Annotated in this window: 17 protein-coding genes; 5 read left to right on the top strand and 12 right to left on the bottom strand. The window is 66.5% G+C overall.

The features are described 5' to 3' along the window. The first annotated feature begins 75 nt into the window (after positions 1-75). The gene (locus ACQP1G_RS18085) at positions 76-258 is read left to right on the top strand and encodes a hypothetical protein (protein ID WP_433205482.1); all 183 of its coding nucleotides are present in this window, start codon (positions 76-78) and stop codon (positions 256-258) included. On the opposite strand, the gene ACQP1G_RS18080 is transcribed toward ACQP1G_RS18085, so the two are convergent. Next, a complete protein-coding gene (locus ACQP1G_RS18080; RefSeq protein ID WP_433205479.1) occupies positions 255-707 on the bottom strand; it encodes a hypothetical protein in 453 nt (150 codons plus the stop codon). The genes ACQP1G_RS18085 and ACQP1G_RS18080 overlap by 4 nt on opposite strands. An 85-nt stretch (positions 708-792) precedes the next feature. Between ACQP1G_RS18080 and ACQP1G_RS18075 the strand changes: the two genes are divergently transcribed. Beyond that, the gene (locus tag ACQP1G_RS18075) at positions 793-2,091 is read left to right on the top strand and encodes a helix-turn-helix domain-containing protein (protein WP_433205476.1); all 1,299 of its coding nucleotides are present in this window, start codon (positions 793-795) and stop codon (positions 2,089-2,091) included. Here the strand turns inward: ACQP1G_RS18075 and ACQP1G_RS18070 are convergent. The 3 genes from ACQP1G_RS18070 to ACQP1G_RS18060 all read right to left on the bottom strand — a co-directional run bounded on the left by ACQP1G_RS18070 (position 2,088) and on the right by ACQP1G_RS18060 (position 4,473). Beyond that, positions 2,088-2,396, bottom strand: coding sequence for a putative quinol monooxygenase (locus tag ACQP1G_RS18070; RefSeq protein ID WP_433205473.1), 309 nt, complete (start codon positions 2,394-2,396; stop codon positions 2,088-2,090). The two genes, ACQP1G_RS18075 and ACQP1G_RS18070, sit on opposite strands and share 4 nt — an antisense overlap. 209 nt (positions 2,397-2,605) lie before the next feature. Continuing rightward, entirely contained in the window at positions 2,606-3,682 is a 1,077-nt protein-coding gene (locus tag ACQP1G_RS18065; protein ID WP_433205470.1) for an NAD(P)H-dependent amine dehydrogenase family protein, read from the bottom strand. Further along, positions 3,679-4,473: an SDR family oxidoreductase gene (locus ACQP1G_RS18060; protein WP_433205467.1), complete on the bottom strand. Its 795-nt coding sequence runs from the start codon at positions 4,471-4,473 to the stop codon at positions 3,679-3,681. Before ACQP1G_RS18060 ends, ACQP1G_RS18065 begins: the two co-directional genes overlap by 4 nt. A gap of 91 nt (positions 4,474-4,564) precedes the next feature. On the opposite strand from ACQP1G_RS18060, the gene ACQP1G_RS18055 reads away from it, so the two are divergent. Beyond that, entirely contained in the window at positions 4,565-5,431 is an 867-nt protein-coding gene (locus ACQP1G_RS18055; RefSeq protein WP_433205464.1) for a helix-turn-helix domain-containing protein, read from the top strand. A gap of 118 nt (positions 5,432-5,549) precedes the next feature. Here ACQP1G_RS18055 and ACQP1G_RS18050 read toward each other — a convergent pair whose 3' ends face one another. The 3 genes from ACQP1G_RS18050 to ACQP1G_RS18040 form a co-directional block, all read right to left on the bottom strand. Beyond that, on the bottom strand, positions 5,550-6,545 hold the full coding sequence (locus tag ACQP1G_RS18050) for a TAXI family TRAP transporter solute-binding subunit (RefSeq protein WP_433205461.1): 996 nt from the start codon (positions 6,543-6,545) through the stop codon (positions 5,550-5,552). Beyond that, on the bottom strand, positions 6,542-8,623 hold the full coding sequence (locus ACQP1G_RS18045; protein ID WP_433205458.1) for a TRAP transporter permease: 2,082 nt from the start codon (positions 8,621-8,623) through the stop codon (positions 6,542-6,544). Before ACQP1G_RS18045 ends, ACQP1G_RS18050 begins: the two co-directional genes overlap by 4 nt. Positions 8,624-8,710: 87 nt before the next feature. Continuing rightward, on the bottom strand, positions 8,711-9,127 hold the full coding sequence (locus ACQP1G_RS18040) for a nuclear transport factor 2 family protein (RefSeq protein ID WP_433205455.1): 417 nt from the start codon (positions 9,125-9,127) through the stop codon (positions 8,711-8,713). A gap of 138 nt (positions 9,128-9,265) precedes the next feature. Here ACQP1G_RS18040 and ACQP1G_RS18035 point away from each other — a divergent pair, with 138 nt between their 5' ends. Beyond that, positions 9,266-9,877: a TetR/AcrR family transcriptional regulator gene (locus ACQP1G_RS18035; protein ID WP_433205452.1), complete on the top strand. Its 612-nt coding sequence runs from the start codon at positions 9,266-9,268 to the stop codon at positions 9,875-9,877. Here ACQP1G_RS18035 and ACQP1G_RS18030 read toward each other — a convergent pair. From ACQP1G_RS18030 to ACQP1G_RS18010, 5 genes are all read right to left on the bottom strand, one after another. Continuing rightward, positions 9,834-10,343: an SRPBCC family protein gene (locus ACQP1G_RS18030; RefSeq protein ID WP_433205449.1), complete on the bottom strand. Its 510-nt coding sequence runs from the start codon at positions 10,341-10,343 to the stop codon at positions 9,834-9,836. The two genes, ACQP1G_RS18035 and ACQP1G_RS18030, sit on opposite strands and share 44 nt — an antisense overlap. Before the next feature lie 87 nt (positions 10,344-10,430). Beyond that, a complete protein-coding gene (locus ACQP1G_RS18025) occupies positions 10,431-10,826 on the bottom strand; it encodes a VOC family protein (protein ID WP_433205446.1) in 396 nt (131 codons plus the stop codon). Next, positions 10,823-11,779: an alpha/beta hydrolase gene (locus ACQP1G_RS18020; RefSeq protein WP_433205443.1), complete on the bottom strand. Its 957-nt coding sequence runs from the start codon at positions 11,777-11,779 to the stop codon at positions 10,823-10,825. The genes ACQP1G_RS18025 and ACQP1G_RS18020 overlap by 4 nt, the downstream gene beginning before the upstream one ends. Before the next feature lie 10 nt (positions 11,780-11,789). Then, positions 11,790-12,578, bottom strand: coding sequence for a glucose 1-dehydrogenase (locus ACQP1G_RS18015; RefSeq protein ID WP_433205440.1), 789 nt, complete (start codon positions 12,576-12,578; stop codon positions 11,790-11,792). A gap of 28 nt (positions 12,579-12,606) precedes the next feature. Beyond that, complete coding sequence (locus tag ACQP1G_RS18010; protein WP_433205437.1) at positions 12,607-13,734, bottom strand: LLM class flavin-dependent oxidoreductase; 1,128 nt, start codon at positions 13,732-13,734, stop codon at positions 12,607-12,609. A 170-nt stretch (positions 13,735-13,904) separates the two neighbouring features. Between ACQP1G_RS18010 and ACQP1G_RS18005 the strand changes: the two genes are divergently transcribed. Then, positions 13,905-14,642: a glucose 1-dehydrogenase gene (locus ACQP1G_RS18005; protein WP_433205434.1), complete on the top strand. Its 738-nt coding sequence runs from the start codon at positions 13,905-13,907 to the stop codon at positions 14,640-14,642. Positions 14,643-14,646 lie beyond the last annotated feature (4 nt).

Here is a 14,646-nt window from a genome sequence, read left to right as displayed (position 1 = left end):
TTTTGCGCCGCATGAGTCGGCGTCGCAGTTGATGCGCTGACGGAATACGCGGCGCGCTTCGCTGACGGTGTACGGATGATTCGGTGCACGGTGGCATTGGTCGCGAGCGATGCGGGCGAGTATTTCCGTGCTGGGGCGTTCACCGTCGACGTGCACCGGGCGGTCGACGAGGTACGGCAGTACGTAAAAGAGCACGACGCCCAACGTCAAAACCCCGGCGACAGTGGCGCATACAAGTCCGGTCGTCGACACGGCTAGTCGACCTCCGTGTCGTCGATCGAGACCGGCTCGACGGTGATCACGGCGTGTTCGTCGAGCTCGTGGTGGTCATCCAATTCGAATGCGAACGACTGGCCGACAAACCCGTGATCGTCGACAGGCGCCCATGATCCGTCGTCGCGCTGCAACCAGCCCGCCGGGCGATCGGTTCCGGCGTTGGCGTCGCGCATCGCGACAAGCAGTGCATCGCCTGCGCGCTTGATCGCGGTCGTGCAGTAGCGGCAAATGCCAGTGCTCGGCTCGGCGTCCTCGTAGGTGCAGCGGGGGCAGGGCTTCGCCGTTAGGTCTGTGGGTGCGGGTCGATATGCCCACTCGCGGACCGCTTCCGCGAACACCTCGACCACATCGCCCGGTGCGCCGCAGTACGTACCGGGCGGCCCGACGAACGGATCACGCTGCGGCAGTGTGGAATCAGACAATGCGACCATGGGGCCACCCCCGGCAGGTAGACGGTTGACTCGCGCCCGCCGCCGAGGATGAGAGGTCACCCGACGGCGGGGCGTGTCTAGAACAATGGCGCAGCTTCCGACTGTGAAGTGCGAAAGATTTTCGTACTCTTGGCACTACGGACTTGGCACGGCGTTCAATGAAACGGTGGTGACCATGAGCGCGGATCGCGCGGCAGTAGCGGCCCGAGTCGTCGAGGCTCGACGACTGGCGGGACTCACGCAAAAGCAGCTGGCAGAGAAGGCGAACGTGTCGACGGCGCTCATGCGCTCTGTCGAACAGCGCCGGGCGCCAGCAACGCCCGCGTTTCTCGGCGCCGTGTCGAAGGCCTTGCGGCTGTCGGTGACCGACCTAACTGGGCAACCGTACGCGCCCGCGCCTGGCCCGGACACCGAGGTGCACTCTGCGATCGCCGTGCTTCGTACTGAGCTGGCCGCCTACGACATCGACAATGCCGCTGTGGCCGAGCCCCGCCCCTTTCCACAGCTCGCCGCCGAAGTCGACAAAGTGTGCACCTGGCGCCGGGCGGCTAGCTTCCACAAGCTCGGTGAGCACCTGCCTGGCTTGCTCGGCGAACTGCGCGCCGCTATGCACCGCGCTACCGGCGTCGACCGTAGTCGCGCTTTAGTGATGCTGTGCGAGCTGTACTACTCCGCGCACTCACTAGCGCACAAGCTCGGCTACTCCGACCTCGCCGCGCTCGCCGTCGATCGAATCGCATGGGCCGCGGCCGAAGCTGACAACCCGCTGTGGAAGGCAACAGCCCAGTTTCAGCGCGCAGCGCTGCTCACTTCTGGCGGTGACTGGACGGCTGCGCTCAGCTTCCTCGAGCGATGCCGCGGCGATATCGAGCCTCGGCTCGGCGTCGGCCACCGTGATGACCTGATCGCGTGGGGTGGGCTGCACCTGCAATCCGGCCTGGCCGCGTCACGGTCTGGCCGCCGTAGCCTGGTGGACGAGCATCTCTGCGAGGCACGAGCCGCTGCCGAGAGACTTGGCGACGACCGCGACCGGGTCCTCAGCTTCGGCCCGACGAACGTAGGCATATGGTCGGTCGCGCTGGCAGTCGAAGCGATGGACGGCACCGAGGCGCTCAACCGCGCCCGCGCTCTGGTGCTCCCCGCCGACGCGCCGAAGGAGCGTGCAGGTCATCACTACATCGACCTGTCGCGCGCCTACCTACTTCATGGTGACCGTCGTCGTGCGTTCGACGCGCTACTCACTGCGAAGTCGATCGCACCGGCGCAGACCCGCTACAACCCAATGGTTCACGAGACCGCCCGAGCACTTGCTCGCGCTGAAGCCCGTGCAGTCGACAGCGTGCACGGGTTCGCCGTGTGGTGCGGGATTGCCCAGCGACTCTAAGCGGGCAGGCCCTTTGCGACGGCCGGGGCCAGGAACTCGACGCGGAATGACGCGACGTATTCGCTTCGCTTGTCCAGGAACCGCCGCGTGTGCGGCTGCCGCTCATGCTCCTTGAACGCGTCGCGGTCGCGGTACACCTCATAGAAGATCCGCGAGAGCGGTTCACCGTCAACGGTGTTGGTCGCGTAGACCAACGTGCCGGGTTCGTTTTCGGTGATGCTCTTAACGGTCTCGGCGACGAGTTGGTCGAAGGCCGCCGCCCTGTCCGCGTCGAACAAGTCGAACTTCACCACGAGTGCAAACATCGGCCAACCGTATAACAGACGGTAGGTAGTGCTTGGCAGTTAGGCGCGCTACGGGCATGTTCGGCCGGGGGACTGCCCGTGCATCCTCCCACACGCCCAATCAATCTCAGACGAGTTGGCGCAGGTAGGGACACATGGCTCTGACTGAGCTTGGGGTTCAAGGGAGTTCGATTCCGCTATGGGCCCGACAAGAGGTGCGAAGCATCGAGTTACGCGGATGGGCGGGTGGCCGGGGCGGTGATCAGCGGGAGGTCCAGTGCGGTGAGGATGCCCGCTGGCGCTCGTACGACCGCCGGGACCGCGTTGACGATGCGCATGGCGGTGGCCAGCAGCGTCGCATGGTTGTGGTCACCGTTGCGGCTGGAGGTGACCAGGTCCATGGCATAGCTGGGTTCGCCGGTGATCTCGACGCGGTAGGAGCCCTCGTGGTGGGCGGGTTGCGGCCATTCGGGGCACAGGTCGGGGCGCAGCCGCGTGACGTGTTCGAGGACCGTCACGACCTCGTCCCCGACCATGCCGCGCACCTCGAAACGCAGTGCGGCCGTAGTACCTTCCGCGATATGGCCGGTCGCGATGTCGAAGGACTCGGGGGCCGGGATGCGTTCGTGGGTCTGGGTGACGGCATCGAGGGTCACGCCGATCCCCGCCGCCAACTGACGCACGGTGCCGCCCCACGCGAGCGATAACACCCCGGGCTGCAACAACATCGGGATCTCGTCGAGCGGTTTGCCGAAACCCATGATGTCGAACATGACCTCACGGTTGTCGTAGCTGGCGTAATCGACGATCTCCATGCACCGCAATTGGTCGATGCGCAGACAGGTGCCCGCGAGCGCGAGCGGCAGTAGATCATTGGCGAAGCCCGGATCGATGCCATTGACCCACAGCGACGAATTACCCTGCGCCGCGGCCTCTTGGATCGGCTTCAGCAGCTCATCCGGCAGCACACCATAGGGGTATTGGAAGAATACCGGCGCGCACGCGACGACATTGATACCGGCACTGAGCAGCCTGCGCAGATCCTCGACCGCCTCCAGCAAACGATTATCTGTCATCGAGCAGTAGACGACGCAGTCGGGTCTCGCGGCCAGTATCGCCTCGGTATCCGTTGTCGCGGCCACACCGACCGGATGATCCAGTCCGGCAATGGTTCCCGCGTCGAGCCCGTCCTTCTTCGGACCCGATACCCACACCCCGGCCAATTCCAGATCCGGATTCGCGATCACACCGGCCAGCGCATGCGCGCCGACATTGCCGGTGCCCCATTGGACTACGCGGTAGGTCATGACAGATCCGCAAGCGGCAGGTCGAGATTGGGCGCGATCAGACCACCGTCGGGTTCGAGCACCTTACCGGTGACATACTTTCCGGCTGGCGACACCAGATACAGTGCGGCGGCGGCGATATCCTCGGGTTCACCGATGCGGTGCAGCGGCGTCTTCGCCTCCAGTTCGGTGCGCATGGCATCGTTACTCGCCACGATCTCCAGGGCGGAGGTCAGGATCGATCCCGGCGCGATGGCATTGACCCGGATGCGCGGATTCAGATCCATTGCCGCCAGCCGGGTGTAGTGCGCCAGTGCCGCTTTCGCCGTCCCGTAGGCGACGAAGGCGCGGCCGGGCAAGCGACCCATGGTCGAGGTGATATTGAGAATCGAACCGCCACCAGCGGTTTCGAGGATCTTCGGTACTGCGGCACGCACCAGCGCGTGCGCATTGCTCACATTGAAGTTGAAGGCCTGCACCAGCGCGTCCGGCGTGGTATCGAGCAACGGGCACGGCAGCGCACCGCCGACATTGTTGACCACGATATCCAGCCGCCCGAAGCGCTCGACGGCCGCGGCCGCCAGCCCGGCGGTCGCCTCGATATCACTGAGGTCGGCGGGCACCACATGGGCCTGACGGCCGACCGCCGTCACCTGCTCGGCGACCTCATCCAGCTGGCTCTTGGTGCGGGATGCGATGACGACGTCCGCGCCCGCCTCCGCGAAGGCCACTGCGATCGCCGCGCCGAGGCCGCGCCCCGCGCCGGTGACAACGGCGACCTGTCCGTCGATTCGGAATCTGTCCAGGATCATGCGCACTCCACAACTGTCGAATATTCGACACTGTTTGTCGTAATATTCGTCATCGTAGAGCCGTCCCGCTGAACCGCACAAGAGGTTGTCCATGTCCGACCGGTCCCCGTCCCCGCCGACCCGCCGCGTCATCGATATCGTGTCACTGCTCGCCGCGGCCCCGGAGCCGATCAGCGTCGCGGGTATCGCGGACCGCCTCGATATCGCCCGCGCGACCGCGACCGCGATTCTCACCGAATTGGATTCGGCGGGCTGGGTGCTGCGCGATCCGAGCCGCGGATACCGCCTCGGCCCGGCTCTGGCGAATCCGCACGGCCCCGCCCTGCCACGCGCACTCGGCGATATTCTCACCGAACTCACCGTCCGCACCGGCTACGGCGCGACCCTCAGTCGGATCGAGCCCGACCACCTCACGGTGCTGGACGTGCGCCACGGGCCCGAACGCGTGGTCCCCGGCATCCCCGTCGGCCATCGCATCCCGCTGCAATTTCCGGCCGGGGCCAGCGTAATGCCGTGGCGCTCGGCCACCGAGCAGAACACCTGGCTGGCCACCGCACCCGAGTCGGACCGCCGCATCGCGAGCGGCCTACTCACCCTCGTTCGCGATCGCGGCGTCGCCCTGTTCCGTCCACATACCGACGACGCGGGCACGGTCGAACTCCTCGCCGACCTCCTCGGCGCTATGGGCAGCGAACTCGTACAGCCCCACCTGCGCACCAGGGCCTTGGGCCGCCTGGCGTTTCTCACCTCGCGGCCGTTCACCAGGGCCGAACTCGACTCCGACGCCGTGCTGCCGCTGAGCTATCTCGCGGCACCGGTATTCGACGCCGCGAGCGTTGCGGCGTACGAAGTCCAGTTGGGGCCGCTGCGCGCATCGACGACCAAGCCCGAGCGCGACGAGTTCATCGCTGCCACCGTCGGGACGGCCCACGCGCTCACCGAAGCGTTGGCGCGCTGAGTTGCCGGCACGCCAATCTTCGGCCGTCCATTACGTCCAACAGCGGCTTTCATTGTTACCACAGCGGCTGACGCAGCGCCCCAAGGCGTATCGCCGCACCCCGGAGCGACGGCCGACCCTACTTCGTCAGCGCATGCGCCGCCCCACGGTGCAACGACACCGGTGCGGTGATCGTCGCGGTATCGCGGCTGATCCCTTTGGCGGCCGAATTCGCCTGTTCCAGTTGGGGTTTGCGATCGAAGAGCGTCTTGGTCAGTACGCATGCCAGATTCGCGTCGAGATCCTCACGCACCAGCAGCAGGTTCGGCACGACGATGGTCTTCACATCGGCGGTCAGGCCATAGACGGTGGCCGGAATCGTACCCTCCTCGTAGACCGGATTCACCGCGTGCATGCTGCCGGTGACATCGGCGATATCGAGGAAGCGCACCTTGCCCTTGGTGGAGGTGAGCAGGTCGGTGATGCCCGGGGTGGGCAGACCGCCGGAGAAGAACATGGCGTCTATGGAGCCGTCCTTCATACCGTCCACCGTTTTGGTGAGATCCAAACGCTGGGCTGAGATATCGCTGTCCGGGTTGAGTCCGGCCGCCTGCAATACGCGCTGGGCGATCACCTCGGTGCCGGACTTCGGCGAGCCGGTGGAGACCCGCTTGCCGCGCAGATCGGCGATCGATTCGATCTCGGCGCCGGTCCGCACGATTACCTGGGTGTAGTTCGGGTAGAGCCGCGAAAGCGCCTGCACCGGTTGCTTTTTGCCGTCGAAGCCGGCGTTGCCCATGACCGCGTCGGCGGCGGTGTCGGCCAGCGCGAACGCGACCTGATAGGTGCCGGCCACCAACTGCTGGATATTCTGCACCGACGCACCGGTTTCGGCCGCGGTCGCCTTCACCTTGCCGCCGGTGGCCTGCGAAATCTGTTCGGCGTAGGCATTGCCGAGCGCGAAGTACACTCCGGTCGAATTGCCGGTCGCGATGCCGACGCGGGTCTCGTCCTTCACCTCGCAGGTAACCTCGCTCCCGGTATCGGACTGCGGTGTGTCGCGACGTCCCCCACATCCGGCCAGCAATCCGGCCGACAGCACGGCGACGGCGAATCCTATGGCAACTCTTCTCAAGTCGTCCTCCTTCGGGCGAGCAGAGTGACCCCGACGGCCGCGGTCAGCGCGACCAGACCGACGACGAGTGCGCCGGGCTCCAGGTATAGCAAGGCCAGACCGGCCACTGCGGCGAGCAACCGGGCCGCGACCCCGGCCGGGCCGACGCCGAGCATCCAGCCGCCCGTCGCCACGGCCAGTGCCGCAACGCCGACACCGGCCACGATCGTCGTCCACAGCACGCCGAGCACCGGTCCGTGACCGAGCAGATATTCACCGGGTCCGCTGAGCACGAACACGATCGGCACCAGGAAGGCGGGCAGCGCGTACTTCAGCGCCTGCCACATGGTCGGCACCGCACGCGCCCCGGTGATCGCCGCCGCGCCCACCGCGGCCAGCGCGGTCGGGGGCGTTACCTCCGAGAGCACCGAGTAGTAGAAGACGAACATCGCCGAAGCGGGTGCGGAGACGTCCAGCGCGAGCAGTGCCGGACCGATGATCGCCCAGCCGATGATGAACGACGCGGTCACCGGCACCGCGAGCCCGAGCAGCGCGAGTGCGATCGCGGCGAGCGCCACGGTGCAGGCCAGCACTACGGTGTGGTTGTCCGACACCGCCTTTCCCGCACTCACCAGCACCGAGGCCAGTTGCGCGCCGAGCCCGGTCTTGGTGGCGATCGCGGTGATCACCCCCGCCGATGTGCACACCGCGACCACCGGTAGCGCCGAACGCACACCGCTGCCGAGCATGTGGAAGATCCGGCGCGGTGAGCGTGCCTCGGCACGGACGCGCGCGTCGAGGAAGGCGAGCACGAACGCCAGCGCGGTGGCGTATACGACGGCTCTGGCGGCGCTCACGCCGATCAGCAGCAACACCACGATTGCGATCAAAGACAGGAAGTGGTAGCCGAATCGGGCGAACAGCCGCCATACCGAGGTGGTGCCGATGTCGACGGGCCCGGTGCCGAGCCGACGCGCATCGATCTCCACCGCGAGCAGAATCCCCAAGTAGTACAGCAGCGTCGGGATCATCGCCCAGCCGAGCACCGTGACATAGGAGACGTCGAGGTATTCGGCGACGATGAACGCGGCGACACCCAGCGTCGGCGGTGACAGGATCGCGCCGACACCCGCCGCGGCGAGTATGCCCGCCGCCTGTTCGGGCGGATATCCGGCGCGGCGCAGGATCGGCCAGGTGACCGCGCCGACCGTCACGGCGGTCGCGGTGCCCGATCCGGAGACGGTGCCCAGCAGGAAGCCCGATGCGACCGTCGTGCGTCCGGCCGCGCCGCGCGAGCGCCGGAATGCCGCGACCGACAGATCGACGAAGAACTGTGCCGCGCCGGAGAATTCGAGTACCGCACCGTAGAGGGTGAACAGCACGATATAGCTGGCCGCGACATCCAGTGGTGTGCCGTAGAACCCGCTACCCGAGTTGTACAGCGCATCGACGATCTGCCCGAAGTCCAGTCCGGCGTGCGCGATGGTCCACTGCTGCGGCAAGTACCCGCCGTAGTAGCCGTATCCGATGAACACGACGCAGACCGCGGGCAACACCCACCCCGTGGTGCGCCGAGAGGCCTCCAGTACCAACACCAAGAGCACTGTGCCCATGGCGATATCGACCGGATCGAGTAGGCCTTGCCGGTCCAGGAACGCGTTGTAACCACCGCCTCCGGATCCGATGGCCATCGGCAGCACCGGATACAGACATACCACCAGCGCGACCACGGCCAGCAGCCGATCGACGAGCCCCGGCCCGGCCCCGCGATCGAGCCACCGCAGACCGGACCGATACGCCAGGAACACCACCGGCAGCGTCCCCGCCAGGAAGATCACCAGGTAGTACTGGCTGCCCTGCGCCAATGGCCGAAACACCTGCCACAGCACCAGCATCGCGACGGCGAATGCGGCCGTCGCCACGATCCGCTCGGCCCACCCGCGCAATACCCGCGCCGGCCGTTCCTCGTCGTCGACCTCGATCTTGTCCGGCAGTGCCCGGTGCTCCGGATCCGGTCCGGGCAGCACGACATCCGCCGTCTCCACCTGGTGGTCGGCGGGAGGCTCGGCGTCGAGATGAGCGTCCCGTGTGTCCGACATGGCGCGACGATATCAACGTGCGACCGTCCGTATACGGCTAACTAATATGTAGCGAACAAGAACAGGGCCGGCGGTATGTTTTTCGACCTAGACAGACCTCGTCGCTCGACCACCCAGCGGCACCTGATGCAGGATCACCTTGCGATAGGAAATGCGCCAGCCCGCCGCCTCGCGCACGACCGTATCGTCGTATTCGACGCTGCCGCTGCTCCCATTGGCATAGATTCCGATCCCCTTCGACCGCACCCGGACCGCGCCGCCTGCCTCGGCGATGACGATATTCGTAATGTGATGCCCGACCGGATTCCCATCGCCGAGCGTGACCGCCGCGTCCTGTAGCGCCGGAATCCCGCGCAGCTCCCCCAGTCCGAAATCGTTGAGGTCATAGGTGATTCCGGCGGTGAAAAGCTCGTCCATCCGATCCAGTTCGCCCGCGTCCATAAGGTGACCGTGCAGCGCGATCAGGTCGCCGATCTCGATTCGGTCCTGCACCGAAAGTGCCATGTGACGACCTCCTGCCGCCCCACCCGTCGGATAACATGAGGCATAGTCCGGTTATCCGGAACAGTAACGGACTGTGTCCCCGGTTAGCAAGAGGAGCATCCGCTGACGCGCGAAAGATCCACCAGCACAACGCGGCCGATGCGTGCCGATGCTCGGCGCAACTACGAGCGACTGCTCGATCAGGCGCAAATCGTCTTCGCCGAGCACGGTGCCGACGCATCCCTGGACGAGATCGCCCGGCGCGCCGGTGTGGCCAGCGGAACTCTCTACCGGCACTTCCCCACCCGCCTCGACCTCATCGAAGCGGTTCTCGGTGAGCGCGTCGCCGAACTCGCCGAACTGGGCCGCGACCTGATGGACGAGCCGGACAGTTATCTGGCACTCACCATGTGGCTGCGCGCGGCGGTCGGCCACGCCCTCACCTTTCGCGGACTCTCCGCCGCGATATTGAATTCCGCCATCGATGGCGGCGCGGAATTGGTATCCGCTCGGCATGCCGAGACTTTCGAGGTCGGCACCGCGTTGCTGTACCGCGCTCAGGAATCCGGGACCGTCATCGCTACCGCCGATGCAGCCGATGTCCTGCGCATGATCGGCGCCATCGCCTGGGCCGCGCAGGACACACCCGATCCGGCGGCCCAGGCGGACCGGCTCTTGACCCTGCTGCTGGACGGCCTACGCCGAACACCGGTCGGGGATGGCGAGATCAGCGGGCAGGCTGCGCGGCCGCGGCCCGTCGTCGGCCCATGATCCGGCGGATGAACGAGACCCAGGGGGACCAGCGGGCCGGGGCGACCGGCGGAAGGCCGAGCGATACGGCAGTCCGATCCAGCATGTCTTCGACCATGGCATCGTGCAGCCAGCGCAGTGCGAGTGGCCAGATGAGCAGGCCGGCGCCGCGCAGCCGCCCGCCCATGTCGTGCCGCAGCACGCAACTGTCGGGCCATGGACCGTCGACTACCTCCACGACGGCCGTTCCCTCGAGCAAGAATCCGGGCGGGAAGGTCAGCTCCACGCGCCGCCCGGGCACCCATTCGGTGCACCGATAGCGAACCGTGCCGTGACCGCCCTGGGCGCCGACCCCCAATGGCCGGTCCAGCCGCATCGGCGGCCAGTCGGGCGGCCACACCGGACTATCCGGTTCCGCGACGCGCGCCAGCAGCGCCCCGACCCGCTCTGCTGGAACCGGAAACTCGCGCTCGTGGACATTTCTCATGACCCGAACCTCCATTCGCTACCGTATGGAACCTGGCCATACGGTAGCGTACGGAGATTACCGCCTGCGAGGGAATGTGAGCTTTGTCTATCCAGCCGGACGATTCGCGGGAGCGGGTTCGTACAGGACTATCGCCCACGGTGATTCGGGCGACGGGCGGACCGAGGTGCGCCGCTCGTGCGGACCGGTGACCGGGTCGTCGGCCGAAAAGCCGGCGGTTCGCAGGCGTGCGAGTGTGGCGTCCAGATCGCCGACCTTGACCGCAAGGGATGGGATATCACGCTCATCGGCACCCGCGAGCATGACTCGGGTCGGACCGATATCGAACTGCGCCCACCGGTCACCGTCGACGAATGTCGCGGTGGTACCCAATACGGCGGTGAGCAGGTCGATGGCGGCGGTGAGATTGTCGGCGGGAAAAATCGTGCCCAGTCGTTCGACTGCCCCACCCGTCATCGAATCGCGCTGCGATGCCGCACTCATCGGACCTCCAATGCCCGGCGGAGTGCGGAAAAGGCCTGGGCGGTGGCTTCTTTCGCATCGGGCAGGTTGTCGGCCATGCTGAAGAATCCGTGGAACTGGCCGTCGTAGCGGATCACCACGGTCTCGACCCCCGCTGCGCGGAGCCGAGCGCCGTACTGCTCACCCTCGTCCCGCAGCGGATCGAATTCGGCGGATATGACATACGCGGGCGGCAGCCCGGACAGGTCGGTGGCGCGCGGTGGTGCCGCGTAGGGGTTCGCCACAGCGGGATTCTGCACGGCACCGTCGGATCCGAGATATTGCTCCCAGTACCACCGCAAATGGTCATCGGTGACGAAGTATCCGTTGGCATTGTCCCGGTAGGACTCGGTGTCCCGCGCCGGATCCAACATCGGATAGACCAGCAGTTGATGGACGATATCGGGCCCATGGCGATCTCGGGCCATGAGCGCCGTCGCCGCGGCCAGATTTCCGCCCGAGCTGTCCCCGGCCACCGCGATCCGGTCCGGATCCCCGCCGAACGTACTCGCCTGGGCGGCAACCCATTCCAGCACCGCGTAGGCATCCTCGGCCGCGGCCGGGAATCGGTGCTCCGGCGCCTGCCGATAGTCCACCGACACCACGATCGCGCCGACACCGATGCTCATCGCCCGGCACAGCTGATCGTGACTGTCCAGACCGCAGATCACGAACCCGCCGCCGTGAAAGAAGACCACGACCGGCAGCTCGGCGCCCGCGGGCCGGTACATGCGAACTCGCACCTCCGGCGCTCCAGCGGGCCCCGGCACCATCCGCTCCTCGACATGTTCGACCGGAATGGGCTCCACCGGAGCCGCCGGGCGAGCGGCGAGGATCCGCCGTGCCTCGGCAGCGTCGAGCACCTCGGTGCCCAGTGCGGGGAACGATGCGCAAGCGAGGTCGACGATCGTCTGCGCCTCGGGTTTCAACGGCATCGCCGGTACCTCACCCCTCGCCCGTGGAGCCGACCAGCGGCGTCGAGCCCGGCGGAATGAACTGTCCCGCAGACAATCCGCCGTCGATGGCCAACTCCGCGCCGGTGATGAACGCCGACGCGTCGGAGGCCAGGAAGGCCACCAGATCTGCCACCTCGGACGGCAGGCCGACACGGCCCAGCGGCAGCGCGGGGAAGCTACCCGGCCCGGTGCTGAGGCCGAGATGGCCGATCATAGGGGTGGCGATGGGACCGGGGTGCACCGAATTGACCCGGATCCCAGCGGGACCGAGTTCCAGCGCCGCGGTCTTGGTCAGTCCGCGCAGTGCCCATTTCGACGCACCATAGGCGGAATGCCCCATGAGCCCTTGTAATCCGGCTTGCGACGAGATGTTCACGATCGAGCCGCCGCCCGCCGCCATCATCGGGGGCAGGACCGACTGTATGCCGATGAACGAGCCGACCAGGTTGATCCGCAGAATGCGTTCCAGCTCTTCGACAGTGGTCTCGGTGAGCGCCTTCGTGGTGTAGATCGCCGCGTTGTTCACCAACACATCGAGCTTGCCGAATTCGCTCACCGCGGTCCGCACCGCGGCGGCCCAATCGTCGGCGCTGCTCACGTCGTGGCGCACGAAACGCGCGGCGGGACCGATGGCTTCGGCAACGGCCTCGCCTTCGGTTTCGAGTACGTCGGTGAGCACCACCCTGGCACCCGCGGCGGCGAACAGTCGAGCCTCCTCGGCGCCCTGTCCCCGCGCGGCACCGGTGATCAGCGCGACCTTGCCGGTCAGATCAATCATTGTCTGCTCCTTGCCAATTCAGCGGTGACTAGCTGTTGCGGAAATGCGGAATGACCTTCTCGCCCCAATGCCGAATCGTCTCCAGGCAGGCCTCCTGCGGCACCGTGCCCATCTGGATCAGGCACAGGATCTCGTCGGCACCGGCCGCCCGCAGCCGCTCGACGTAGGCGATCGCGTCCTCCGGACTGCCGTAGGCGTGTTCGGCATTGAAAACCGAGGTGGCCCCGGCCTGCACCGGAATCTTCGCCTCGTGCAGATACGCCACGTGCTCATCGGCGGCCTCACGAATCCTCGCCATCTCGTCCACGGTCGAGTCGACGGCCTCGTCCGGAACCGGACCTGCGCCGTACCAGTGCTTGATGGACTGCGCGAAGAACCGCTGTCCGCGCGCACCGATCTGCTGAGCCTTCTCGCGGTCGTCCAGCACGATCGTCGGGCACAGCGCGGCGAAGTGATCGTTGACCACGCTGGAGACGAACTTCTCGCCGGTCCGCTCGGCAATGGCCGCATCGTAGGTGCGGCGCAATTCGGCGATCTCCTCCACGCCCGCGAAACCCAGTACCAGCGCGCCGATTCCGTAGTCGGCGGCCAGCTTCAGGGTGTCCTTCTTGGTGCACGCCATGAACAGCGGCGGATGCGGCAGCTGCACTGGACGCGGCAGCATCGGATGCGGATCGATATCGAGCAGCTCACCGTGCCACTCGAATTCGCCCTCCGGATCCTGCCATGCCTTGCCGATGATCCGCAGCGACTCCTCCACCTCCTGGTAGGTGCGCTCGGGATCGACGCCGCACATGGAGGTCTCCTGCGGGGTGGCGCCGCGGCCCGCGCCGAGGTTCACTCGCCCGTTGGAGAGCACATCGAGCATGGCCGCGCGTTCGGCCGCGCGCACCGGATGGTTGAAGTTGAACGGCATACACACCACACCGTGGCCGATGCGGATCCGCTCGGTGCGCGCGGCCACCCAGGTCAGGAAGATCTCCGGCGCGCTCATATGCGCGTACCACTTCAGGCCGTGATGCTCGACCGCCCAGACGGTGTCGAAACCCATCTCCTCGGCCAGTACCGCCTGCTCGACGCAGTCGCGCAGTACCTGTCGCTCGTGATCGGCCGACGGGTTGGTCATCTGCGCCTCGAAGATCATCGAGAACTTCATGCATTGCCTCCATTTCTCAATATGCCTAGTAGAAATATTTCCGATGCTCTCGTTGAGGTCAGGTGCATGTCTCGGTGGATGGGACTGGCTCCGGTCGCGCCGCCCTCGCGCCCATAGCGTCGAATTCGGCACGGCGTTCGAACCGACGCCGGAGAAAGGACGGACCTGCAGTGGGTCGACTCGATGACAAGGTCGCGCTGATCACCGGCGGAGCGCGCGGAATGGGCGCCGAACACGTCCGCCGCTTCGTCGCCGAGGGCGCGCGAGTGGTGTTCGGCGATGTCCTCGACGAAGAGGGCAAACAACTCGCGGCCGAGACCGGCGCACGCTATCTGCACCACGATGTGACCAGCGAGGCCGACTGGGCCACCGCGGTGCGCACCGCGGTGGACGAGTTCGGCGGGCTCGATGTGCTGGTCAACAATGCGGGCATGCTGCGCTTCCAGCGCATCGCCGAGATGAGCCTGGCCGACTTCACCACCATCATGACGGTGAATGTCACCGGCACCTGGCTCGGCATCAAGACGGCCGCACCCGCCATGACCGGCGGCGGCGCCATCGTGAATATCTCCTCGGTCGAGGGGTTCATCGGCGCGGCGGGCCTATCCGCCTACAGCGCGAGCAAATTCGCGATTCGCGGACTCACCAAATCGGCCGCCCGCGAACTCGGCAAGGACGGAATCCGGGTCAACTCCATCCATCCCGGCGGTATCGCGACCCCGATGACGGCGGCGGCGGGCTCGGGCGTCGACGGCAACACCTTCTTCGCCGGCCTGCCGATTCCGCGCTGGGGACAGTCCGGCGAGGTCTCCGAGGCGGTTGTCTTCCTGGCCTCCGATGCCGCGAGCTACTGCACCGGAACCGAGATCGTCGTCGACGGCGGCATGCTCACCGGCGCCGGTTACTAGTGAA

It is taken from the genome of Nocardia sp. CA-107356 (assembly GCF_050946365.1).
Taxonomy (GTDB): domain Bacteria; phylum Actinomycetota; class Actinomycetes; order Mycobacteriales; family Mycobacteriaceae; genus Nocardia.
The sequence above is the reverse complement of the archived record's forward strand: the minus strand, read 5'-3'. Positions and strand labels throughout refer to the sequence as shown.